Genomic DNA, 22,553 nt, shown 5'->3' on the forward strand with positions numbered 1-22,553 from the left:
ATGTGGCGAAGACTGATCTATCACCCTGAAATCAACTACGCACTGCGGCAAACGCTGGTGCTGTGTTTACCTGTGGCGATTGGCCTTATCATTGGTCAGTTGCATCTGGGATTGCTCTTTTCTCTCGTTCCCGCCTGCTGCAACGTCGCCGGGCTTGATACTCCCCACAAACGCTTCTTCAAACGCTTAATCATTGGCGCGTCTCTGTTTGCCGGATGCAGCCTGATAATGCAGCTTCTGCTCGCGCAAGCCATACCGCTGCCGCTGATTCTGACGGGTTTAACGCTGATTCTTGGCGTAACGGCTGAACTCAGCCCTTTGCACGCCCGACTGCTGCCAGCCTCACTGATCGCCGCCATTTTCACACTCAGCCTTGCCGGTAACATGCCCGTCTGGGAGCCGTTGCTGATCTATGCACTGGGTACCCTGTGGTACGGGCTTTTTAACTGGTTTTGGTTCTGGCTCTGGCGTGAACAACCGCTGCGCGAGTCGCTCAGTCTGTTGTACCGTGAGCTGGCCGACTACTGCGAAGCCAAATACAGTCTGCTCACCCAGCATGCTGATCCTGAAAAAGCGCTGCCGCCCTTGTTGGTTCGCCAACAGAAAGCAGTGGATCTCATCACCCAGTGTTACCAGCAAATGCACATGCTGTCGGCGCATCACAACAATGAATATAAACGCCTGCTGCGGGCCTTCCAGGAAGCGCTGGACTTACAGGAACATATCTCCGTCAGTCTGCATCAGCCGGAAGAGGTACAAAAGCTGGTCGAACGCAGCCATGCGGAGCAGGTAATTCGCTGGAACGCGCAAACAGTCGCAGCGCGCTTACGTATTCTGGCGGACGATATTCTGTATCACCGCCTGCCGACTCGCTTTAGCATGGAAAAACAGATTGGCGCGCTGGAGAAGATCGCCAGACAGCATCCCGATAACCCGGTGGGTCAGTTCTGTTACTGGCACTTTAGCCGCATTGCCCGTGTGTTGCGGACCCAACGCCCACTTTATGCCCGTGACCTGATGGCAGATAAGCAACGTCGACTTCCACTGATCCCGGCGCTAAAAAATTATCTGTCATTTAAGTCGCCCGCGCTGCGAAATGCCGGGCGCATCAGCGTCATGCTCAGTATCGCCAGTCTGATGGGCAGCGCATTGCATCTGCCGAAACCGTACTGGATCCTGATGACAGTTCTCTTTGTGACGCAAAATGGCTATGGCGCAACGCGGGTCCGCATATTGCACCGTTCGGCGGGTACGCTGGTCGGGCTGGTGATTGCGGGCGTGACGCTACACTTTCACATCCCCGAAGGATTCACACTGGTGGGCATGCTGTTCATTACGCTGGTGAGCTATCTGATCATTCGTAAAAACTACGGCTGGGCAACGGTCGGGTTTACAGTCACTGCGGTGTATACCCTGCAATTGCTGACGTTAAACGGCGAAGAGTTCATTGTGCCACGATTTATTGATACGGTGATGGGCTGCCTGATCGCGTTTGGCGGAACGGTCTGGCTCTGGCCGCAGTGGCAGAGCGGTCTGTTACGTAAAAACGCCCACGATGCGCTGGAATCCGACCAGGAAGCCATACGCCTGATCCTCAGCAACAATCCGCAGGCAACGCCGCTCGCGTATCAGCGTATGCGTGTCAATCAGGCACACAACACGCTGTACAACTCACTGAATCAGGCCATGCAGGAACCCGGCTTTAACGCGCACTATCTGGCAGATATGAAACTGTGGGTGACGCACAGCCAGTTTATTGTCGAGCACATCAATGCGATGACTACGCTGGCGCGGGAACACACAATGCTGACGCCAGACCTTGCGCAACGTTATCTGGAGTCCTGTGAAATTGCGCTCCAGCGCTGCCAGCAGCGTCTGGAGTATGACGGGCCGGGCAGTTCTGGCGATGTGAATATTCTGGAAGCGCCAGAGATGCTCTCCCATGGGCCATTAAGTACCCTGGAACAGCACCTGCAGCGCATACTGGGCCACCTGAAAACCATGCACACCATTTCGTCGGTTGCCTGGCGTCAACGGCCTCACCACGGGATCTGGCTCAGCCGTCGGTTACGGGATATTAAGCATTAACGACTTTCGCGACGGCCTGGGCGAAACGCTGCATTCCCTCGTCGATATCCGCCTCTTCCACCACCAGCGATGGGGCGAAACGCATCACATCCGGACCGGCATTCAGCACCATCACGCCTTCATTCGCTCCCGCATAAAGAAACTCACGCGCTCGTCCCTGATATTGCGGCTTCAACTCCGCCCCAATCAGCAATCCCATCCCGCGAATGTCGCTGAAGACGTCGTATTGCTCGTCAATTTTCTGCAAATGCTTAACAAATTTCTGCCGTTTCGCCTGAATGCCGTCCAGCACGTCTGGCGTGTTAATAATATCGAACGCTGCGCCCGCAACCGCACAGGCCAGCGGGTTGCCACCGTAAGTGGAACCGTGAGAACCAACGTGAAACGCAGAGGCAATCTCTTGCGTGGTCAGCATAGCGCTCACCGGGAAACCGCCGCCAAGCGCCTTGGCGCTGGTCAGAATATCTGGCGTCACGCCATAGTGCATATACGCAAACAGGGAGCCTGTACGCCCCATACCGCACTGCACCTCATCAAAGACCAGCAATGCCTGATGCTGGTCACACAATTCGCGCAGCCCTTTCAGGAACTCAGGCGTTGCCGCCGTTAATCCCCCTTCCCCCTGGATGGGCTCCACCACCACCGCGCAGGTATGGTCATCCATCACGGCTTTCACCGCATGGAGATCGTTAAAAGGAATATGGACGATGTCGGCCGGTTTTGGCCCAAAACCATCGGAATACTTCGGCTGGCCGCCAACCGTTACGGTGAACAGGGAACGACCGTGAAATGCGTTATGGAAGGCGATGATTTTGGTTTTGAACGGGCTGTGACGCACGCAGGCATAGTGACGCGCCAGTTTGAATGCCGTCTCGTTCGCTTCTGTACCCGAGTTCATGAACAGCACACGTTCTGCAAACGTCGCGTCAATAAGCTTACGCCCCAGCCGTAGCGCCGGTTCATTAGTGAAGACGTTACTGGTGTGCCACAACGTTTCGCCCTGGGTTTTCAGCGCCTCAACCAGTGCCGGGTGACAATGCCCTAACGCTGTTACTGCAATCCCGCCAGCAAAATCAACGTATTCTTTTCCTTGTTGATCCCAGACGCGGCTACCTTTGCCTTTTACCGGAATAAACTCCGCCGGTGCATAAATCGGCAGGATAACCTCATCAAAAGTCGCGCGCGTAATTGCAGTTTGTTCAGTTGCCATCTTATGACCACCCAGTTATGCAGGAATTAATGTGAAATTATAATCACAAAATATGCATAAAAAATCATTAGATAGCAACCACAAATCAGCGCTGAAGGAAATTTGCCAGTAACTGATGTCCCTGCTCGCTGAGAATGCTTTCTGGATGAAACTGTACGCCTTCCAGATCCCATTCCCGATGACGAATGCCCATAATCTCCTGGGTTTCACTCCAGGCGGTAACGTCAAAACAGGCCGGAAGCGTGGCAGGGTCAATCACCAGAGAATGGTAACGCGTCACACGCAATGGCATCGGTAATCCCCGGAAAACACCCTGTCCGGTATGGATTACCGGTGAGGTTTTGCCATGCATGACTTTCGCTGCCCGAACGATGGTCGCGCCAAACGCCTGCGCCATTGCCTGGTGGCCCAGGCATACGCCCAGGATGGGCAGCCGTCCGGCATAATGGCGAATCACGTCCAGCGAAATTCCGGCTTCGTTCGGCGTGCAGGGGCCAGGAGAAATCACAATTTTTTGCGGGTTGAGCGCGTCGATTTGCGCCAGCGTTAACTCGTCATTCCGTTTGACCAGGACGTCAGCGCCAAGCTCGCAAAAATACTGGTAGAGGTTCCAGGTGAAGGAATCGTAGTTGTCGATTAGCAGGATCATGGCGGCTCCGGTACGTTAGAACCGCGCTATTCTACTCAGTTTCCTCAGCTTCGCTCACCACTTTCCGAAATATTGCCTGCAATGCCGAAAGGTCGCCCATTGCGCCACTCTGGTTTGCCTGATTCCACTCATCCACCTGAATACCGTTCCAGGTCAGCGTGTAGCCGGCATGAATCGCCAGTTGTTCAAAGAAGATTCGCTGCGCCAGACCGCTGCCAATACGAAATGGATGCAGCACATTAATCTCACAATAGTAATGCGCGAGCCTGGCGACGAATTTCTCTTTCGGCAAGCCCTCCAGATACCCTTCTTCTTCCAGATCCTGCATCAGGGCATTGCCCTCTTTTTCAATCCAGGCGAAATGGCAGAATGGCGTGTCCCCCTGATAAATATCCACTTCGCGTAACTTTCCCGCCCAGTCGAAAATATCCTGATAAAGCTGGCGATGAATGGCGCACAGGTAGGGTAAACCACGAACCCGCGGCCCCAGTTCAATGGTCGCAGCGCGTAACGCCGTCAGTTCATATGCCGCCTGCTCCAGACGCTGAACCTGGTGGATGCCTAAGCGGTTACGCATGACATCGAGCCCGTCGTAAAGATAGGGGTCGCGTCCATCACCGAATTTATCGCTCATAGTGCCTCCTCAACGCCTCAAGGCGAACAAGGGCTTCCTCAGTGGTCAGAGTAACCAGTGGGATTTCAACACCTTCAAGACGGCGACTGGCCTGGAAATTGGCGTTTCGCAGATGTTTCCAGAGACGAGATTTTTGTTTATCGGTGAGCTTTTTCACGTGACCTCCCTGAATGCGCCTTCACTTGCCACAAGTATAAGCAGCAATTTCGGGTTACGCAGAGGTCAGGAATAGCGCGGGTATCAGCAACCCGCGCAAAATGCGATTACGGCAGAACTTTCGCAGAAAGGATAACAATCGGTTTTGACGGAACGTTTTGATAAGGACCTACGTCGTGAGTCTGGACCTGGGCGATTTTGTCCGCCACATCCATCCCTTTCACGACTTTACCGAAAACGGCATAGCCGAAGTCACGCTGGCCATGATCGAGGAAAGCGTTGTCCGCGATGTTGATAAAAAACTGGCTGGTGGCGCTGTCTTTGTCGGCCGTACGCGCCATCGCGATGGTGCCACGGGTGTTACGTAAACCGTTATCCGCTTCATTTTTGATTGGCGGGTTAGGTTTCTTCTGCTGCATTTGTTCGTTAAAACCGCCGCCCTGGACCATAAAGCCGGGGATCACACGGTGAAACGTGGTGTTATTGTAGAAACCACTGTTTACATAATCGACAAAATTTTGTACTGAAACAGGCGCTTTCTGGCTATTCAGCTCCAGCTCAATATTACCGGCAGAGGTTGTCAGCAGAACGTGTGGATCACCTTTCGCTGCCAGCGCTGCAGGAGAGAGAGCAGAAAGAGCGAGAACAGCTACAACAGCCGCCAGAGTCGATTTGAGCATGAGATTTCCTTTACGAGAGCAGAAACAAAAGCAAGTGGATTGATTCTAAAGAGCCTTCCATGACAAGGCCATCCCTTTACTTAATTTTACGTATTGAATCCCTATGTCATGCCAGAACGCCTGGATTTTTGTGATAAATATCACTTTAAAAATTGCAACAATTTCATCCGTTACCAATAAATATTTAAATACGTCACTAAAACACCTAAAATCTGCCCGCCAATTGCGCTGTCAACGCGCTTTACACCTCTATACACAGGCCAGTCATGACTAACAGCAATCGTATCAAGCTCACATGGATTAGCTTTCTCTCCTACGCCCTGACAGGGGCGTTGGTTATTGTCACCGGCATGGTGATGGGCAACATTGCAGAGTACTTTCATCTGCCTGTTTCCAGCATGAGCAACACCTTCACCTTCCTCAATACCGGTATTTTGATCTCTATTTTCCTCAACGCCTGGCTGATGGAAATCGTCCCGCTGAAAACACAGCTGCGGTTTGGATTTATCCTGATGTTACTGGCGATTATCGGGCTGATGTTCAGCCATAGCCTGGCGCTGTTCTCTGCCGCGATGTTTATTCTGGGGCTGGTTAGCGGTATCACCATGTCGATCGGTACGTTCCTGATCACGCAAATGTACGAAGGTCGTCAGCGTGGCTCACGACTGTTGTTTACCGACTCTTTCTTTAGCATGGCTGGGATGATTTTTCCGATGGTCGCCGCATTCCTGCTGGCGCGCAGCATTGAGTGGTACTGGGTTTATGCCTGCATAGGGCTGGTCTATACGGCCATTTTCATTCTGACCTTCGGTTGTGAATTCCCGGCGCTGGGTAAACATGCACCGAAAACCGAAGCCCCTGTGGTGAAAGAAAAATGGGGCATCGGCGTGCTGTTTCTGGCCATTGCAGCCCTGTGCTACATCCTCGGTCAGTTGTGTTTTATCTCCTGGGTGCCGGAATACGCCAAAGGCCTGGGCATGAGCCTGAATGATGCCGGTACTCTGGTCAGCGATTTCTGGATGTCGTACATGTTCGGGATGTGGGGATTCAGCTTCATTCTGCGTTTCTTTGACCTGCAGCGTATTCTGACGGTGCTGGCAGGCCTGGCAACCGTGCTGATGTACCTGTTCATTACCGGCACGCCAGAACATATGCCGTGGTTTATCTTGACGCTGGGCTTCTTCTCCAGCGCCATCTATACCTCCATCATCACACTCGGTTCACAGCAGACCAAAGTTGCCTCGCCAAAGCTGGTTAACTTTATTCTGACCTGCGGCACCATCGGCACGATGTTGACCTTTGTGGTTACGGGGCCGATTGTGGCGCACAGTGGCCCGCAGGCGGCGTTGCTTACCGCGAATGGTCTGTATGCGGTCGTCTTTGCGATGTGTTTTATCCTCGGATTCGTCACCCGTCATCGTCAGCACAGCATCCCGGCAGCCCACTAAGTTTCTGCCCCTTTTCGTCATGAAAAGGGGCTTCTTCCCCCCTCCTCCTGAAGGCGTAAACCTCAAAATCACCAGAAGTCGCGGTTAACCCCCTAAAACCCTTCGGTTTGTATGTTATTTGTCCAAATACGAAAAGCCAGACAATTCCGTGGCTTAGAAAAATACTGACAAATCAGCAATATACCTCTAAAGGAGTATATAAAGGTGAATTTGATTTACATCAATAAGCGGGGTTGCTGAATCGTTAAGGTAGGCAGTAATAGAAAAGAAATCGAGGCAAAAATGAGCAAAGTCAGACTCGCTATTATCGGTAATGGTATGGTCGGCCATCGCTTTATTGAGGATCTTCTTGATAAAGCTGATGCGACCCAGTTTGATATTACCGTCTTCTGTGAAGAACCCCGCAAAGCATACGACCGTGTCCACCTGTCTTCTTACTTCTCCCACCACACGGCTGAAGAGCTGTCACTGGTGCGTGAAGGGTTTTATGAAAAACACGGTGTGAAAGTTCTAGTGGGTGAGCGTGCCATCACCATTAACCGCCAGGAGAAGGTCATCCACTCCAGCGCAGGTCGTACGGTCTATTACGATAAGCTGATCATGGCAACCGGCTCCTATCCGTGGATCCCGCCGATTAAAGGTTCTGAAACTCAGGATTGCTTTGTTTACCGCACCATTGAAGATCTCAACGCCATTGAGTCCTGCGCCCGTCGCAGCAAGCGTGGGGCGGTTGTTGGCGGTGGTTTGTTGGGTCTGGAAGCCGCAGGCGCGCTGAAAAATCTCGGCGTCGAAACACACGTGATCGAATTTGCCCCGATGTTGATGGCTGAACAGCTGGATCACATGGGTGGCGAGCAGTTGCGTCGCAAAATTGAAAGCATGGGCGTGCGCGTGCACACCAGCAAAAACACCAAAGAGATCGTTCAGGAAGGGACCCAAGCGCGCAAAACCATGCGTTTTGCCGACGGCAGCGAACTGGAAGTCGATTTTATCGTCTTCTCCACCGGTATTCGCCCTCGCGATAAGCTGGCCACCCAGTGTGGTCTGGACGTCGCTCAGCGTGGCGGTATCGTGATTAACGACACCTGCCAGACCTCTGACCCGGATATCTACGCGATTGGTGAATGCGCCAGTTGGAACGATCGCGTATACGGCCTGGTCGCACCGGGCTACAAAATGGCACAGGTCGCCGTTGACCATATTCTTAACAACGAAAACGCCTTTGAAGGCGCAGATCTGAGCGCCAAACTGAAACTGCTGGGCGTCGACGTGGGCGGTATCGGCGATGCGCATGGTCGTACGCCTGGCGCACGTAGCTATGTCTACCTTGATGAAAGCAAAGAAGTCTACAAACGCCTGATTGTAAGCTCTGATAACAAAACGCTGCTCGGCGCGGTTCTGGTCGGCGACACCAGCGATTACGGCAATCTGCTGCAACTGGTGCTGAACGCCATCGAACTGCCGGAGAACCCGGATTCACTGATCCTGCCGGCTCACGCAGGCAGCGGTAAACCGTCCATCGGCGTGGATAAACTGCCGGACAGCGCGCAGATTTGCTCCTGCTTCGACGTCACGAAAGGAATGCTGGTCGCCGCCATCAACAAAGGTTGCCACACCGTTGCCGCCCTGAAAGCGGAAACCAAAGCGGGTACTGGCTGCGGGGGTTGTATCCCACTGGTCACACAGGTACTGAATGCCGAACTGGCGAAGCAAGGCATTGAAGTGAACAACAACCTGTGCGAGCACTTCCCGTACTCTCGCCAGGAGCTGTTCCATCTCATCCGGGTGGAAGGCATCAAAACGTTCGAAGAGTTGCTGGCGAAGCACGGTAAAGGCTACGGCTGTGAAGTGTGTAAACCCACTGTCGGCTCCCTGTTGGCCTCCTGCTGGAATGAATACATTCTGAAGCCGCAGCACACTCCGCTGCAGGATACCAACGACAACTTCCTCGCCAACATTCAGAAAGACGGTACTTACTCTGTGATCCCGCGTTCTGCTGGCGGTGAAATTACCCCGGAAGGTCTGGTGGCCGTCGGTCGTATCGCCCGTGAATTCAATCTGTACACCAAGATCACCGGTTCTCAGCGTATCGGCCTGTTTGGCGCGCAAAAAGACGACCTGCCGGAAATCTGGCGTCAGCTGATTGACGCAGGCTTTGAAACCGGTCATGCGTACGCGAAGGCGCTGCGGATGGCAAAAACCTGCGTGGGCAGCACCTGGTGTCGTTACGGCGTGGGTGACAGCGTCGGTTTCGGCGTTGAGCTGGAAAATCGCTACAAAGGCATCCGCACCCCGCACAAAATGAAATTCGGCGTTTCCGGCTGTACCCGTGAGTGTGCGGAAGCCCAGGGTAAAGATGTCGGTATCATCGCAACGGAAAAAGGCTGGAACCTGTACGTCTGCGGCAACGGTGGGATGAAACCACGCCACGCGGATCTGCTGGCGGCAGATATTGACCGCGAAACGCTGCTCAAATATCTCGATCGTTTCATGATGTTCTACATTCGCACAGCAGACAAACTGACCCGTACAGCACCGTGGTTAGATAGCCTGGAAGGCGGTATTGAATACCTGAAGTCGGTCATCATCGACGACAAACTGGGTCTGAACGAACACCTGGAAGAAGAGATGGCGCGTCTGCGCGAAGCCGTCATCTGCGAGTGGACGGAAACCGTCAATACGCCATCTGCGCAGGTTCGCTTCAAACACTTTATCAACAGCGATAAACGCGATCCGAACGTCCAGGTCGTTCCTGAACGTGAACAGCATCGTCCGGCAACACCGTACGAACGCATTCCGGTAACTCTGGTGGAGGAGAACGTATGAGCCAGTGGAAAAACATCTGCAAAATCGATGACATTCTGCCTGCAACCGGCGTCTGTGCACTATTAGGCGAAGAGCAGGTCGCTATTTTCCGTCCTTACCATAGCGACCAGGTCTTTGCGATAAGCAACATCGATCCCTTTTTCGAATCCAGCGTGTTGTCCCGCGGGTTGATTGCGGAGCACCAGGGGGATTTGTGGGTTGCCAGTCCGTTGAAAAAACAGCGTTTTCGCCTGAGTGATGGCCTTTGCATGGAAGATGAAAGTCATTCCGTGAAGCATTACGAAGCCCGCGTGAAAGACGGCATCGTACAGCTGCGCAGTTAGTATCTTAACGGGAGGTGCAACGCCTCCCTTATTTGACGTATTTGAAGGCCTTTTATTGGTATTGCCGGATGGCGTCGCAAGCGACTTATCCGGCCTACGGTTACGATTTTTTTACTTTTTGTATTTCAAGGATAATCAAACACATGTTCACAGACACTATCAACAAGTGTGCGGCTAACGCTGCGCGCATTGCACGCCTGTCGGCGAATAACCCGCTCGGGTTCTGGGTTAGCTCTGCAATGGCGGGGGCCTACGTCGGTCTCGGTATTATCCTTATTTTCACCCTCGGGAATCTGCTCGACCCTTCTATCCGCCCGCTGGTGATGGGTGCAACCTTTGGTATTGCGTTAACGCTGGTAATTATTGCCGGTTCTGAACTCTTCACGGGTCACACGATGTTCCTGACGCTCGGCGTCAAAGCTGGCACCATCAGCCACGGGCAAATGTGGGCCATTTTGCCGCAAACCTGGTTGGGTAACCTGGTGGGTTCGGTGTTCGTCGCGCTGCTGTATAGCTGGGGCGGCGGTAGCTTGCTACCGGTCGATACCAGCATTGTGCACTCGGTTGCCCTCGCTAAAACGACCGCCCCGGCCACCGTGCTATTTTTCAAGGGCGCGTTGTGTAACTGGTTGGTTTGTCTGGCAATCTGGATGGCAATCCGTACCGAAGGCGCGGCAAAGTTCATCGCTATCTGGTGGTGTCTGCTGGCGTTTATCGCTTCTGGCTATGAGCACTCTGTCGCAAATATGACTCTGTTTGCTCTGTCCTGGTTTGGTCATCACAGTGACGCCTATACCCTGTCCGGAATCGGTCACAATTTGTTGTGGGTAACACTAGGTAATACTTTGTCCGGTGTCGTGTTCATGGGATTGGGTTATTGGTATGCTACGCCGAAATCGGAGCGTCCGGCTCCGGCAAAAATCAACCAAACTGAGGCTGCAGCCAATAATTAAGGGGTAATGTCGTGGATCATTTGCCTATATTTTGTCAACTACGTGACCGCGACTGCCTGATCGTCGGCGGTGGTGATGTCGCAGAACGCAAAGCACGGTTACTGCTGGAAGCCGGTGCCAGACTCACGGTCAACGCACTGGCGTTTATTCCGCAGTTTACCGTATGGGCAAATGAAGGCATGTTGACCCTGGTGGAGGGGCCGTTCGACGAATCGCTCCTTGACCCCTGCTGGCTGGCCATCGCGGCAACTGATGATGATGAAGTGAATCAGCGCGTTAGCCACGCTGCCGAAACCCGCCGCATTTTCTGCAATGTGGTCGATGCGCCGAAAGCCGCCAGTTTCATTATGCCCTCGATTATTGACCGTTCGCCGCTGATGGTAGCCGTCTCCTCTGGCGGCACATCGCCGGTTCTCGCGCGCTTACTGCGTGAGAAGCTTGAGGCCATGCTACCCCAGCATTTAGGCCAGGTTGCGCAGTATGCCGGGCAATTACGCTCCCGGGTGAAAAAGCAATTTGCCACAATGGGCGAACGTCGTCGCTTCTGGGAGAAACTGTTTGTCAACGACCGCCTGGCGCAGTCGCTGGCCAACGACGATCGCCAGGCGATTGAACAAACCACGGAACAGATGCTCAGCGAACCGCTGGATCACCGTGGTGAAGTGGTGCTGGTGGGTGCCGGTCCTGGCGACGCCGGTCTGCTCACCCTGAAAGGGTTGCAGCAAATTCAGCAGGCCGATGTGGTGGTGTATGACCGCTTAGTCTCCGACGACATCATGAACCTGGTCCGCCGCGATGCTGATCGCGTCTTCGTGGGTAAACGTGCGGGATACCACTGCGTACCGCAGGAAGAAATTAACCAGATCCTGCTGCGTGAAGCCCAACAGGGTAAACGTGTCGTGCGTCTGAAAGGCGGCGATCCGTTTATTTTTGGTCGCGGCGGCGAGGAACTGGAAACCTTATGCCACGCAGGGATCCCGTTCTCTGTGGTACCGGGGATTACGGCAGCCTCAGGTTGTTCAGCGTACTCTGGGATCCCATTGACCCATCGTGACTATGCGCAAAGCGTCCGTCTGGTCACCGGGCATTTGAAAACCGGTGGCGAGCTGGATTGGGAAAATCTGGCAGCTGAGAAGCAGACGCTGGTGTTCTACATGGGGCTGAATCAGGCGGCGACTATTCAGGAGAAACTGATTGAGTTCGGCATGCAGGCTGATATGCCCGTTGCGCTGGTTGAGAATGGAACTGCCGTGAAGCAGCGCGTGGTTAACGGGGAGCTGTCGGAGTTAGGCTCCCTGGCGCAACGTGTTGAAAGCCCGGCGCTCATTATTGTGGGTAGAGTGGTCGCTCTGCGCGATAAGTTGAACTGGTTCTCGAATCATTAATGTAAAAAAACCGGGAATTTCCCGGTTTTTTTATGGCTGTCGTCGTCAGACACTAGCCAGCCATGACCTGTCTGATGCTTTCGCGCAATATACGCAGCACCGTCTCCTCGCCACTACGGTTGGGATTAATACGGATCGCGTACTGTTCCAGACCTGGTGCTGCTTCGCGAAACGTCCCTGAGAGACGATAAAACAGCGGTGGGATCTCATATTTTGATTCCGCCCCCACCGGATAAGGCAGCGCCCCGCGTTTCTGCGCTTCTTCCAGCACTTTCCCGGCAATCGGGTGATTGAACTCCACGATCAACACTTTCGACTGCGCATTGGCAATGACTGCCTGCTTCACCTCCGGCAGACTCCCGCCATTTAACCGCGCGAGCAACCGCTCGGATACCCCGGCCTGCACGGCATGCATCACGGGTGCAAAAACCAGTCCACGCAGCACCTCCAGCGCTTGTGCGCCCTGGATCTGGCTACCGCCGGAATACAGAGTTGACCGGATTTTCGCGATAGCGTCTGCCTTCCCAACCACCGCCCCTACACCTTCGGGGCCGAAGAGTTTAAAGCAGGAGAACGTAGAGAGCGTGGCCCCGCATTCACACCCAATGCTGCCCACTTTCATGACGGCATAGTTGTCATCAGTCAGCGTGGGAACCCCGCCCTGCGCGATTTCCCCCAACACTGCCGTCAGCGAGTAACGGTCTTGCGGTTGCTGGCGTGTGTGCTGAACCAGTGCCGCCTGAGGATGGTGCTGTTCAATAGCCTGCGTTATCGCGCCGGGAGTGTTGAAATCGGCGCGAATGAGTTCAATACCCATCTGTTCAATGATGCACGCAGTGGTGGGATACACCGGTGCATCATGCACCAGTAGCCGCTGACCGGGTTTGAGCAACGCGCTCAAACCCGCGCGAATAGCCCCCGTACCCGCGCCTTGCACCAACACGGCCGCTTCGGCATGAAATGCGTCGGCCAAGACCTGCTCGACACGCTGCGTGGCCCGGGGCTGATTTAGCCCCGGTACGAGTCCTAAATCGCCGCCCGCCAAAAAATCAGTACCGGGAAAATGGCGGCACAGCGTGTCCACCAGCGCAAATTGCTTCTCCTGAGCCTCCATCAGCGTCAGGCTTTGTAATGGATAGGTTTCCATGACGATGACCTTAGGGTTGCACAATCCCGATAAAGTAAAGGAGGTTAGCCAGTATCCCGACAGCGATGGTGGCGACCGGTCCAATAGACATTTCTACCAATGGTCGGCGGGACGTTCGGTTAAGCAGATAAATACCTGCAACGATCATAAATCCCATCCCCGGTAAAATGGCATTAGACGCAATCATTCCGCCCACCAGCAGCGACACCTCCAGCATTCTTGTGATGGCGGTACGAATATGATCGCCACACGCTTTGACGCCAGGATATTTGTCCAGCCAGATCGCGGTTCTGGCGAGCAGTCTAATCTCCAGGAACATAATGACGCCGCCCGCAATGAACGCGATCAAAGGGTTATTGGTCGCCAGGCCGGCAACAAAAACAAACTTCATGCCTTCCGGGCTGTAGACACCTGTCGCAATGGCCGTCATCCCGACCAGAGGGATAAAACTGATCGCTCGCGCCAGAGCCACCAGCATGGCACTGGTTTGCTCTCCCTGCGCCATCAGTTGCAGAGAAACCGGTCCTTCTGCCAGCAAACTGAATGACATCGAACCGGCCATCGCGCATAAGCCACCGCTGAACACCAACAGCCATTTGTTCTTCTGGATGCGTTCTATACGTGCCGAAAAGAGGCCCACCAGCATCTCATTCGCGCCTTTCGTCTTTACCCCATCCGCATTTTCTGACGCCGCAGGACGCTCTTGCATGGTGAAATAGAACATCGCGATCATCGCGAGCAATAGCGCAATACCGTTCGGGTCAAGCTTGACGGGTTTTTCAATGCGCCCGCCAAAACTGATGCTGCCGAAAGAGTGGGCGACCAGATATCCCACCAGTGTCGCGACCAGCACCCACATGCCTTTTTTGTATCCGTACTGATAACCGACAACCAATGCAGGAAAGAGCGCGAAGCAGACAACAATCGGGTCCCCCACCTGACTCAGATTATTCATGAAATTCACGGGCATCATGTTGAACAGGTCAACGACTGAGCGCAGTCCAACCATCAGCGCAACGCCATAAACGGCACCAATGACGCCGGAGAGCAGGAAGCCACGGCGACTGTTGTTACACCATGTTCCTACCACATCCGTTCCCAGCAACAGGCTATGCACCAGAATAATTGGCGCGGTCAGTGAAAATGGCAGCCCAAACCCGATGACCAACCCGAAACTCAGTGCAAAGCTGGTTGCCGCCAGCGTTTTGTGATCCATTCGCCCTTCGAGATATTCAGGCATCAATGGTCGCAGGCCATCGTGAAAAACAGCGATCCCCCGGTTGGCCATCATTGCCGACAGCCCACCAATGAGTGCTATAAGTCCAGCCTTCATCGGATCGATGGTTAACAGGCGCATCAGAAACTCATGTTCCATTTTTCCTCCTATGCGCCCAGGATTGCCTTGATAATTACCGGGACAACGATTTCAGTGTCCTGCCCCGTAAAACCGAATGCTTTTTTCCCTGCCTTTACGCCAGCAATAATGTCTTCATTTGACAGAATTTTTCCCGGCATGCCGACGGTAATACATTGCCCCGCGCCTGCAATCGCAATCGCCATTGCCAGCGCCCCGCCACCACCGGTATTACACGCCCCGAAATAGTAGTCTGCAGCACCGCTTTTTAATGCCATGGCCGCTTCGATGTCTCCCATTACAGTGACTGAGGTTGCATGTTCCCCAGCCTCACGGCGAACTGTTTCAGCAATTTTTTCTTTCTCAATCTGACCACCAATCACGATTTTCATTGTCTGATTCCTTATTGATATATTTCTATCGCTAATACGTTATTAAAAACGCCTACCCTCAACGCGCGCTGTCTCAATCAAACCGACCTACTGGAAGAAACGAGCAGGGTTATCACGCAACATCATGTCCACATCGACCTGACTGAATCCTGACTGACGCAGTTGTGGGACAAAGGTGGTTAACAGGTAGTCGTAGCCATTACCGCCATTCGCTTTCAAATGTGACCGGCGGGTAATATCCATTGAGAGCATCACGCGATTGAGCAAACCGCGCTCGCGAAGCACATGCAGCATCCCAATACGTTTCTCGTCCGGGTAGTAGCTGTTTTTACCGATAGTGTCGAACTGCACATATGCGCCGAGATCGATCATGCGCAAGATGTTGTCGAGGTTATCTTTGAGATCGCAGTGACCAATCACCACGCGCGAGAGAGAGACACCGTGCGATTTCAACAAGGCCAGTTGTTCCAGACCCATGGTGCTGAACGAGGTGTGTGTAGAGATTGGACGCCCGGTTTCATTGTGGGCACGCGCGGCGGCAATAAAGACCTTTTCTTCCAGTGGCGTGATTATGCCTTCGCTGGAGCCGATTTCCGCGATGATCCCGGCTTTCAGTTCAGTGCCATCGATTCCATCGACAATTTCATCGATCATCTCCTGGGCCAGTTGCTCCACGCTGCGGGTGGCGACATGTTCCGGGAAAAACGCATTCTGGTAATACCCCGTACAGGCCACCACATTCATTCCCGTCTCACGCATCAGATCGAGCATAAATTGCGGGTTACGCCCCATGTAACGGTTGGTCATCTCAATAATGTTGCGCACGCCCAACGCCATCAGACCGTTCATCTCCTGGCAGATGAGATCGTACTGATCGAACCGGCAGTCGAGATTGTTTTTAAACCCGGAGAGATCGATATGCAGATGCTCGTGGGCGTAGGTGTAGCCTGAAGTATCAATGCTCATAACGCGTCTCCTGTAAGCCGTAATGCCGAAAGAAAAGAGGTGCCGTTTTGCGGGGCAGCGGCGCCAAAGAATTCGCATACTGTGGCACCCACGTCTGACAGCGTGGCGCAAACGCCTAACTGCGCAGGTTCCAGCCCCTGCCGATACACCAGTACCGGCACCACTTCACGGGTGTGGTGACTGTGCCCAATCGTGGGGTCGTTGCCGTGATCGGCCATGACAACCAGGCAATCATCCGGTCCCATATCAGAAAGAAGGCGCGTTAGATTACTGTCGACGACCTGCAGGCGTTCCGCATAACGTGCGACATCCTCGGCATGGCCAGCGAGATCGGTTTCCTGGATGTTGGTGCAAATAAACACGGTCTGTTCCGCGTTAAATTCATCTCGCGTGATATCCATAATGCGCTGGCTATCGACCAGGTTTTGCCAGTTGCGTCCGTGTGGGTTGCTGACAATATCGGCCACTTTGCCGACCAGTACGGTCGGTACACCGACCTCATGCAGTTTCTGCGGAACCTGAACCTGCGCATCAACGCCATAGCCCATGTGAACCACCCGAAAACCGTTTTCATACGCCCCCGAGCGCGGCGCATTGATGCCGATGAAGCGCCCTTTTTTGGTCTCAACGGCATCCAGAATCTGTTGGCTGTCTTTCAGCAGGCCGCCAAAAGCAATGACCCGCCCAACCTGTGCATGCTCACGCACGATGCGGCCAATTTTCACCACCTCGTCGAAGTCAATGACGGAAAGGTTGGCGGTAATGTTGTAGACCTGCCCCAAATCCGCTTCGAGGTTATCGCCAATCGCGACCGCCTGATTCACCCACAGAAACGCCAGCCCATCGCCACGTCGCTCCACTTGCCAGCCTGCGGCTTTCAGCGCCTGTTCAACGCGCCCAATGACCTCGCTAAACGGCATGCGTAGTGGTGCCTGGGGTCGCGAGCCTAAAATCTCCTGATGCCCCATGAAGGTATCACCGCCTTCATGTTGCAATTCCGCGACGCCCCATACCGCAGATATGGACGGTTGCATCACGCCTGGCGAGTACCCCAGCGCATTCATCAGCCCCAGTTTTTCCAGCGTTGGCAGACGTAGCTGCGGCTGCTGGCTCAGGATGTGCCCGCAGGTATTCGCGCCAGCATCCTGCGGCCGGACCTGCGCGACATCCTTCATTGCCCCGACGCCAAAGCTATCGATCACCAACACAACAAATCGAGCCATTAGTCCTCCAGAAGGTTTCCGAGGCTGTCATAACGGGCGACAATCTCAGGCGCGCCGCGCTGAATACCGGACACCAGCACAACGTCACTGCGCGTCACAAAGATTTGTGTGCGAAAACAGAGCACAACGGCACTGCTTACCGGGAATTCACCCGTAAGAGGCAGGTAATAATCAATGCTGCTGTCATCAATGGGTTTCAGTTGCGTCTCAACCGGCGCTGCATTTTCATGGGCAAACACCAGCGCATTACGCGCATGCCCGCGACGGTAGTAACCGCCGCCATAGCAATAACTGTCACCTCGAAAATGGTGGGAGATCTCGCTCAGCCACAGCATCGCGATGCGCTCAGGCTGGTCGCCCTGTTGATTGGAAGGGATGGTGCCGGTTAGCGCATGACCAGGCTCTGCGTGAGTAACGCCGTACTTTGCCAGCAGTGGCAGAGAGGCACAGCTGGTCGCAGAAGGGGCATTCAGTTGTTCGATTGCGACACCCGACGCTTCCAGTTGATGTCGCGCATCGACCAGCGTGTACAGATTTGGTGTCGGTACGGTTTCACCTGTCGCATCATCCCAGAGCAAACAGGGAAAATGCGTTAACCCGCTCAGATGCAGACCCGGTAACCGTTGAATTTCGGCGACAACCTCATCCAGAACCACCAGCGGGAAGCCGCTTTCCTGCCCGGGGTAAAGAAAGTCGTTTTCACCATACACTTTGAGCATCACCGCCTGCGTCTGCCCGGCTTTCACGGCGGCCGCAGAGACTTCCCGCGCTTTCTCTAACGAAAACAGCGTGATGACATCCGTATTTTGTTCTACTGCTGCTTCAACGAGTCGGGACGGGATCTGCACCAAATGACCCTGATGTGCAACAGGCAATCCAGCACGGCGCAGGGTTCGTCCCTCTTTATAGTCCACCACCACAATCCCGGCGTAACCCAGCGCCAACAACTTTTCCGCCAGCCAGGGATTTCGCCCAATTTGCTTGGTCATCAGATACAGCGTGATGCCGTGTTGCTGTGCGACATCAATCAGGCGCTTACCATTTTCCAGAACCTGGTCAACATCAATCACCCAGCTATCGGGAACAATCTTCCCCTGTTGCCATAACTGGAGCGCAGCGGTAATAAGCGCAGGGTTCTGACGTTTCAATGCGTGTGTAAACATCTTTAAGCCTCGTTTCCAATCCCTGATTTAAATATTCATTTTTTTGAATATTTAAGGTGAAGTACAGTGCTATTCCATCTGGTTCAAACGCCTTCTTCTGCTGCCATCCACAACCCGTACAGGTTCGCCAGCAGGTACCCCTCTTCATTTGCATGAAGCGTCAGCGCAAACTCTTTCAGCAATGTCTGGTGCACCAACAAAATGGTTGGCCAGAGGTCTGATTGCGCCATTTCAGCCAGTAATTCGTCATCCAACGGCCCAATCACTTCCCCACGGCGGCTACGCATTAACGCGCTCGCCATGTGCGTCATCGCCATCGTCCCTTGTTCTGAGTGAACTGGCAGATGCCACTCATTGCTCAACCATTCAACAACCTGCAGCATGCCGCTGCAGATATCCTTATCAATCACACCCGCTTCGCATAGCAGGTTAAGTCGGTTTTCCATCGAAATGCCCTTAACTTAATAGCTGGGTTCCTGCTCACCTTTCACCACACGTTGCTGATGGGCGAGCAGCGCCTGTTTGTCCACCACCGCACGCAGCAATTGCTGCATCGGATAATCATCCGCGCGCGTCAGTACGACGGCTTCCGTTGCCTGTAGGAATCGGGGATCGCGGGTGAGCGGGGTCGCCTCTAATCCCAACATCGCCAGTTCAGCGTCTGCCACGACGTTCCAGATCACCGCATCCACGTCCCCTTTCACAATACGCTGAAGGCTTTCGTGGTAAGAAAGGTTGATCAACTCCACGTCGCTGTCGCCAAAGCAGGCTTCCGTCATGATTTTCTGATCCGCCGAACGGTTATCCAGTCCCACGCGTTTCACGTGTTCCGCCTCACCTTTGCGACAGATGAGTTGATGCTCGCCGACATAAGTATGTGGACCCAGTTCCAGCGCAATACGTAACCCGTTTTGCGCCAGATAACTGTCCGCCGCCAGACGGGAGACCACTGCCATGTCATAGACACCGTTCAGTAAACATTCAACACGAATATCCGCCCCACGCATGTGCGCGTAATAAAAGGGGATTCCCTCAAATTGCGCTTTCAAACCGCTCGCCAACCCTTCGTACAGACGGGTATACGGCAACGGCATGGCACACACCACGTTGTTGATATCCACATGCGTCAACAGCGTTTTGTTATCCATTTCAACCAGGAAACTGCCATTACGCCCCCGACGCTCGATACGGATTGCCCCTGAAGATTCCAGCGTTTTCAGCGCGGCCTGCGTTAATCCAACAGATGAGTGGCATTCACTTGCCAACTCATCTATTGTTTTCAATCTGTTACCACACTTTTCACCCAACAGGTAACGGGCCAGAGTTGTTAATACAACCCCTTCTTTTTTGATAAATGTCCGACGCATCATATATTTTCACTAAATTGAATATTTATATCTTCATTAAATTGAATATATAACGCAATGGCAAGATGTGCAAACGGCGAAGCGCTTCACAGTTTTTATCGGTTGCTTAAAATGCAGGCGAAAAAAAACCGGGATTTACCCGGTTTTTAACAGCATCGTTGAATTACGGTTTCGCGACAAAGCCGATCGCTTCATATACCGCTTTCAGGGTGACGGAAGCGCGGGCGCTGGCCTTTTCGGCCCCTTCCTTCATCACTTTCTGCAGGAAAGCTTCATCATTGCGGTAGCGGTGATAGCGCTCCTGCAATTCGGTCAGCATGCCGGAAACTGCGTCCGCCACTTCACCTTTCAGATGACCGTACATTTTGCCTTCGAAGCGTTGTTCCAGTTCAGGAATGCTCTGGCCGGTCACGGCAGAGAGGATATCCAGCAGGTTAGACACACCCGCTTTATTCTGGACATCGTAACGCACAACCGGCGGCTCTTCGGAGTCGGTCATCGCGCGTTTGATTTTCTTCACCACGGATTTCGGGTCTTCCAGCAGGCCGATCACGTTGTTGCGGTTGTCGTCCGACTTAGACATCTTTTTAGTCGGCTCCAGCAGCGACATCACGCGCGCACCGGATTTCGGAATGAACGGCTCTGGCACTTTGAAGATATCGCCATAGATAGCGTTAAAACGCTGGGCGACGTCGCGGCTCAGTTCCAGGTGCTGTTTCTGATCTTCACCGACCGGAACCTGATTGGTTTGGTACAGCAGAATGTCCGCTGCCATCAGAACCGGATAATCAAAAAGACCGGCGTTAATGTTTTCTGCGTAACGCGCTGATTTATCTTTGAACTGCGTCATACGGCTCAGTTCGCCAAAATAGGTGTAGCAGTTCAATGCCCAACCCAGTTGCGCATGTTCCGGCACATGGGACTGAACGAAGATGGTGCTTTTCTCAGGATCGATACCGCACGCAAGGTAGAGCGCCAGCGTATCCAGCGTCGCTTTACGCAACTGCTGCGCATCCTGACGCACGGTGATGGCATGCTGGTCAACGATGCAGTAGATGCAGTGGAAATCATCTTGCATGTTCACCCACTGACGCAGCGCACCCATGTAGTTGCCAATGGTCAATTCACCTGAGGGCTGTGCGCCACTAAAAACGATGGGCTTAGTCATTTTTCAATTCCTGATTTTCGCTATGCAAAAGCCCGAGAGCGGGCAGAAGGTCATTAATACTGTCGTAAACAACATCTGGCTGGCTAAGGTCAATCGCTTCACCGTAGTTATAGCCATAGGTAAGTCCCACAGACGGGCAGCCTGCGGCAACCGCGGCCTGAATATCATTTCGTGAATCGCCCACGAAAAGCATTTGTTCAGGCGCAATACCCATGCGGCTCGCGACAAGCAGTAGCGGGTCCGGATGCGGTTTTTTGTTCTGCACGTCGTCACCACCGATGACCACGCTAAAATATTTGGCGATATCCAGCGCTTCCAGCAGAGGCGCAACAAACGGCGTCGGCTTGTTGGTGACCAGACCTAACGGCAAACCGCTGGCGTGTAATGCCCCCAGCGTATCCGCGACGTTGGGGAACAGGAACGTCCCCTCTTGCGCCACATCCGCGTAATAGCGGTCGAACAGCTTACGCAAAATACGCACCTGTTCTTCAGCAGGGATATCGTCATCAACAGGCGGTTTACCCATTGTTTTACGCTGCATTGCACGTTCCTGGCGAGACCAGGCCAGTGCGCGTTCCATCAGCACATCTGCGCCGTTACCAATCCAGGTAATAACGCGCTCTTCACCTGCCGTCGGCAGCTCCAGCGCATACAACGCCATATCCACCGCAGCGGTTAATCCCGGAGCGCTGTCGACCAGCGTCCCGTCGAGGTCAAATGCTACACCCCGAATATTCTGCAATTTATCCATGACTTACCTTCGCCAGTTCACGGCGCATTTCATCTATCACTTTTTTGTAGTCTGGCTGGTCGAAGATCGCAGAGCCTGCCACAAACATATCCGCGCCAGCCGACGCGATTTCACCGATGTTGTCCACCTTGACGCCGCCATCCACTTCCAGGCGGATGTCGTAGCCAGATTCATCGATACGACGACGCACTTCGCGCAGTTTCTCAAGCGTCTGTGGAATGAAGGACTGGCCGCCGAAGCCCGGATTAACAGACATCAACAGGATCACATCCAGCTTGTCCATCACATAGTCCAGATAGCTGAGCGGCGTAGCCGGGTTGAATACCAGGCCGGCTTTGCAACCGTGCTCTTTTATCAGTTGCAAGGTGCGGTCGACGTGTTCGGAGGCTTCCGGATGAAAAGTAATGATGTTGGCACCTGCGGCGGCGAAATCAGGCACAATGCGGTCAACCGGCTTCACCATCAGATGCACGTCGATAGGTGCTGTAATACCGTATTTACGCAGCGATTTCAGCACCATCGGTCCGATCGTCAGGTTCGGCACATAGTGGTTGTCCATGACGTCGAAATGCACGACATCAGCACCGGCAGTCAGTGCTTTCGCTGTGTCCTCACCCAGGCGAGCAAAATCAGCCGACAGAATTGAGGGGGCAATCAAATACTGTTTCAT

The 22,553-nt window shown here is 53.6% G+C and carries 22 protein-coding genes; 6 read left to right on the forward strand and 16 right to left on the reverse strand.

Annotated elements, in window-relative coordinates; all coding sequences use genetic code 11:
- Window positions 1-2,088, forward strand: coding sequence for a YccS/YhfK family putative transporter (locus NNO04_RS06510; RefSeq protein ID WP_271444044.1), 2,088 nt, complete (start codon window positions 1-3; stop codon window positions 2,086-2,088).
- Here the strand turns inward: NNO04_RS06510 and argD are convergent.
- The 5 genes from argD to ppiA all read right to left on the reverse strand — a co-directional run bounded on the left by argD (window position 2,078) and on the right by ppiA (window position 5,417).
- Entirely contained in the window at window positions 2,078-3,298 is a 1,221-nt protein-coding gene (gene argD, locus NNO04_RS06515; protein ID WP_271443975.1) for a bifunctional acetylornithine/succinyldiaminopimelate transaminase, read from the reverse strand. The genes NNO04_RS06510 and argD overlap by 11 nt on opposite strands.
- 85 nt (window positions 3,299-3,383) lie before the next feature.
- A complete protein-coding gene (gene pabA / locus NNO04_RS06520) occupies window positions 3,384-3,947 on the reverse strand; it encodes an aminodeoxychorismate synthase component 2 (RefSeq protein WP_271443976.1) in 564 nt (187 codons plus the stop codon).
- Window positions 3,948-3,978: 31 nt separating this feature from the next.
- A complete protein-coding gene (locus NNO04_RS06525) occupies window positions 3,979-4,581 on the reverse strand; it encodes a putative adenosine monophosphate-protein transferase Fic (protein ID WP_271443977.1) in 603 nt (200 codons plus the stop codon).
- Window positions 4,571-4,738, reverse strand: coding sequence for a YhfG family protein (locus NNO04_RS06530; protein WP_271443978.1), 168 nt, complete (start codon window positions 4,736-4,738; stop codon window positions 4,571-4,573). The genes NNO04_RS06525 and NNO04_RS06530 overlap by 11 nt, the downstream gene beginning before the upstream one ends.
- Before the next feature lie 106 nt (window positions 4,739-4,844).
- On the reverse strand, window positions 4,845-5,417 hold the full coding sequence (gene ppiA, locus NNO04_RS06535) for a peptidylprolyl isomerase A (RefSeq protein WP_271443979.1): 573 nt from the start codon (window positions 5,415-5,417) through the stop codon (window positions 4,845-4,847).
- A 266-nt stretch (window positions 5,418-5,683) separates the two neighbouring features.
- On the opposite strand from ppiA, the gene tsgA reads away from it, so the two are divergent.
- The 5 genes from tsgA to cysG all read left to right on the forward strand — a co-directional run bounded on the left by tsgA (window position 5,684) and on the right by cysG (window position 12,352).
- A complete protein-coding gene (gene tsgA, locus NNO04_RS06540) occupies window positions 5,684-6,865 on the forward strand; it encodes an MFS transporter TsgA (RefSeq protein ID WP_271443980.1) in 1,182 nt (393 codons plus the stop codon).
- A gap of 282 nt (window positions 6,866-7,147) precedes the next feature.
- Window positions 7,148-9,691, forward strand: coding sequence for an NADPH-nitrite reductase large subunit (nirB, locus tag NNO04_RS06545; protein ID WP_271443981.1), 2,544 nt, complete (start codon window positions 7,148-7,150; stop codon window positions 9,689-9,691).
- A complete protein-coding gene (nirD, locus tag NNO04_RS06550) occupies window positions 9,688-10,014 on the forward strand; it encodes a nitrite reductase small subunit NirD (protein WP_271443982.1) in 327 nt (108 codons plus the stop codon). The genes nirB and nirD overlap by 4 nt, the downstream gene beginning before the upstream one ends.
- A gap of 143 nt (window positions 10,015-10,157) precedes the next feature.
- A complete protein-coding gene (gene nirC, locus NNO04_RS06555; protein ID WP_271443983.1) occupies window positions 10,158-10,967 on the forward strand; it encodes a nitrite transporter NirC in 810 nt (269 codons plus the stop codon).
- A gap of 11 nt (window positions 10,968-10,978) precedes the next feature.
- Complete coding sequence (gene cysG / locus NNO04_RS06560) at window positions 10,979-12,352, forward strand: siroheme synthase CysG (protein WP_271443984.1); 1,374 nt, start codon at window positions 10,979-10,981, stop codon at window positions 12,350-12,352.
- A 52-nt stretch (window positions 12,353-12,404) separates the two neighbouring features.
- Here the strand turns inward: cysG and NNO04_RS06565 are convergent, their stop codons facing one another.
- The 11 genes from NNO04_RS06565 to rpe all read right to left on the reverse strand — a co-directional run bounded on the left by NNO04_RS06565 (window position 12,405) and on the right by rpe (window position 22,553).
- Window positions 12,405-13,499: an aminotransferase class I/II-fold pyridoxal phosphate-dependent enzyme gene (locus NNO04_RS06565; RefSeq protein WP_271443985.1), complete on the reverse strand. Its 1,095-nt coding sequence runs from the start codon at window positions 13,497-13,499 to the stop codon at window positions 12,405-12,407.
- A gap of 10 nt (window positions 13,500-13,509) precedes the next feature.
- On the reverse strand, window positions 13,510-14,874 hold the full coding sequence (locus tag NNO04_RS06570; RefSeq protein ID WP_271443986.1) for a YhfT family protein: 1,365 nt from the start codon (window positions 14,872-14,874) through the stop codon (window positions 13,510-13,512).
- A gap of 8 nt (window positions 14,875-14,882) precedes the next feature.
- Window positions 14,883-15,245 carry a DUF2620 family protein gene (locus NNO04_RS06575; protein ID WP_271443987.1) on the reverse strand — a complete coding sequence of 121 codons (363 nt, stop codon included), beginning with the start codon at window positions 15,243-15,245 and terminating at the stop codon, window positions 14,883-14,885.
- Window positions 15,246-15,332: 87 nt separating this feature from the next.
- A complete protein-coding gene (locus tag NNO04_RS06580) occupies window positions 15,333-16,211 on the reverse strand; it encodes a phosphotriesterase-related protein (RefSeq protein ID WP_271443988.1) in 879 nt (292 codons plus the stop codon).
- Window positions 16,208-17,434 carry a phosphopentomutase gene (locus NNO04_RS06585; protein ID WP_271443989.1) on the reverse strand — a complete coding sequence of 409 codons (1,227 nt, stop codon included), beginning with the start codon at window positions 17,432-17,434 and terminating at the stop codon, window positions 16,208-16,210. Before NNO04_RS06585 ends, NNO04_RS06580 begins: the two co-directional genes overlap by 4 nt.
- The gene (locus tag NNO04_RS06590) at window positions 17,434-18,597 is read right to left on the reverse strand and encodes a YhfX family PLP-dependent enzyme (protein ID WP_271443990.1); all 1,164 of its coding nucleotides are present in this window, start codon (window positions 18,595-18,597) and stop codon (window positions 17,434-17,436) included. Before NNO04_RS06590 ends, NNO04_RS06585 begins: the two co-directional genes overlap by 1 nt.
- An 83-nt stretch (window positions 18,598-18,680) precedes the next feature.
- The gene (locus NNO04_RS06595) at window positions 18,681-19,043 is read right to left on the reverse strand and encodes a PRD domain-containing protein (RefSeq protein WP_271443991.1); all 363 of its coding nucleotides are present in this window, start codon (window positions 19,041-19,043) and stop codon (window positions 18,681-18,683) included.
- A gap of 15 nt (window positions 19,044-19,058) precedes the next feature.
- Entirely contained in the window at window positions 19,059-19,964 is a 906-nt protein-coding gene (yhfZ, locus tag NNO04_RS06600) for a GntR family transcriptional regulator YhfZ (RefSeq protein ID WP_271444045.1), read from the reverse strand.
- A 163-nt stretch (window positions 19,965-20,127) separates the two neighbouring features.
- The gene (trpS, locus tag NNO04_RS06605; RefSeq protein ID WP_271443992.1) at window positions 20,128-21,132 is read right to left on the reverse strand and encodes a tryptophan--tRNA ligase; all 1,005 of its coding nucleotides are present in this window, start codon (window positions 21,130-21,132) and stop codon (window positions 20,128-20,130) included.
- Window positions 21,125-21,883, reverse strand: a complete 759-nt coding sequence (gph, locus tag NNO04_RS06610; protein ID WP_271443993.1) for a phosphoglycolate phosphatase — start codon at window positions 21,881-21,883, stop codon at window positions 21,125-21,127. The genes trpS and gph overlap by 8 nt, the downstream gene beginning before the upstream one ends.
- Window positions 21,876-22,553: a ribulose-phosphate 3-epimerase gene (gene rpe, locus NNO04_RS06615; protein WP_162380530.1), complete on the reverse strand. Its 678-nt coding sequence runs from the start codon at window positions 22,551-22,553 to the stop codon at window positions 21,876-21,878. The genes gph and rpe overlap by 8 nt, the downstream gene beginning before the upstream one ends.

Origin of the sequence: Citrobacter sp. Awk 4 (genome assembly GCF_028069725.1) — a bacterium.
Lineage (GTDB): Bacteria > Pseudomonadota > Gammaproteobacteria > Enterobacterales > Enterobacteriaceae > Citrobacter_D.

Bases quoted from the DNA above. Each gene is read 5' to 3' on its own strand.
- NNO04_RS06510 (WP_271444044.1), top strand. From the start codon at position 1: ATGTGGCGAAGACTGATCTATCACCCTGAAATCAACTACGCACTGCGG.
- argD (WP_271443975.1), bottom strand. From the start codon at position 3,298: ATGGCAACTGAACAAACTGCAATTACGCGCGCGACTTTTGATGAGGTT.
- pabA (WP_271443976.1), bottom strand. From the start codon at position 3,947: ATGATCCTGCTAATCGACAACTACGATTCCTTCACCTGGAACCTCTAC.
- NNO04_RS06525 (WP_271443977.1), bottom strand. From the start codon at position 4,581: ATGAGCGATAAATTCGGTGATGGACGCGACCCCTATCTTTACGACGGG.
- ppiA (WP_271443979.1), bottom strand. From the start codon at position 5,417: ATGCTCAAATCGACTCTGGCGGCTGTTGTAGCTGTTCTCGCTCTTTCT.
- tsgA (WP_271443980.1), top strand. From the start codon at position 5,684: ATGACTAACAGCAATCGTATCAAGCTCACATGGATTAGCTTTCTCTCC.
- nirB (WP_271443981.1), top strand. From the start codon at position 7,148: ATGAGCAAAGTCAGACTCGCTATTATCGGTAATGGTATGGTCGGCCAT.
- nirD (WP_271443982.1), top strand. From the start codon at position 9,688: ATGAGCCAGTGGAAAAACATCTGCAAAATCGATGACATTCTGCCTGCA.
- nirC (WP_271443983.1), top strand. From the start codon at position 10,158: ATGTTCACAGACACTATCAACAAGTGTGCGGCTAACGCTGCGCGCATT.
- NNO04_RS06565 (WP_271443985.1), bottom strand. From the start codon at position 13,499: ATGGAAACCTATCCATTACAAAGCCTGACGCTGATGGAGGCTCAGGAG.
- NNO04_RS06570 (WP_271443986.1), bottom strand. From the start codon at position 14,874: ATGGAACATGAGTTTCTGATGCGCCTGTTAACCATCGATCCGATGAAG.
- NNO04_RS06575 (WP_271443987.1), bottom strand. From the start codon at position 15,245: ATGAAAATCGTGATTGGTGGTCAGATTGAGAAAGAAAAAATTGCTGAA.
- NNO04_RS06580 (WP_271443988.1), bottom strand. From the start codon at position 16,211: ATGAGCATTGATACTTCAGGCTACACCTACGCCCACGAGCATCTGCAT.
- NNO04_RS06585 (WP_271443989.1), bottom strand. From the start codon at position 17,434: ATGGCTCGATTTGTTGTGTTGGTGATCGATAGCTTTGGCGTCGGGGCA.
- NNO04_RS06590 (WP_271443990.1), bottom strand. From the start codon at position 18,597: ATGTTTACACACGCATTGAAACGTCAGAACCCTGCGCTTATTACCGCT.
- NNO04_RS06595 (WP_271443991.1), bottom strand. From the start codon at position 19,043: ATGGAAAACCGACTTAACCTGCTATGCGAAGCGGGTGTGATTGATAAG.
- yhfZ (WP_271444045.1), bottom strand. From the start codon at position 19,964: ATGCGTCGGACATTTATCAAAAAAGAAGGGGTTGTATTAACAACTCTG.
- trpS (WP_271443992.1), bottom strand. From the start codon at position 21,132: ATGACTAAGCCCATCGTTTTTAGTGGCGCACAGCCCTCAGGTGAATTG.
- gph (WP_271443993.1), bottom strand. From the start codon at position 21,883: ATGGATAAATTGCAGAATATTCGGGGTGTAGCATTTGACCTCGACGGG.
- rpe (WP_162380530.1), bottom strand. From the start codon at position 22,553: ATGAAACAGTATTTGATTGCCCCCTCAATTCTGTCGGCTGATTTTGCT.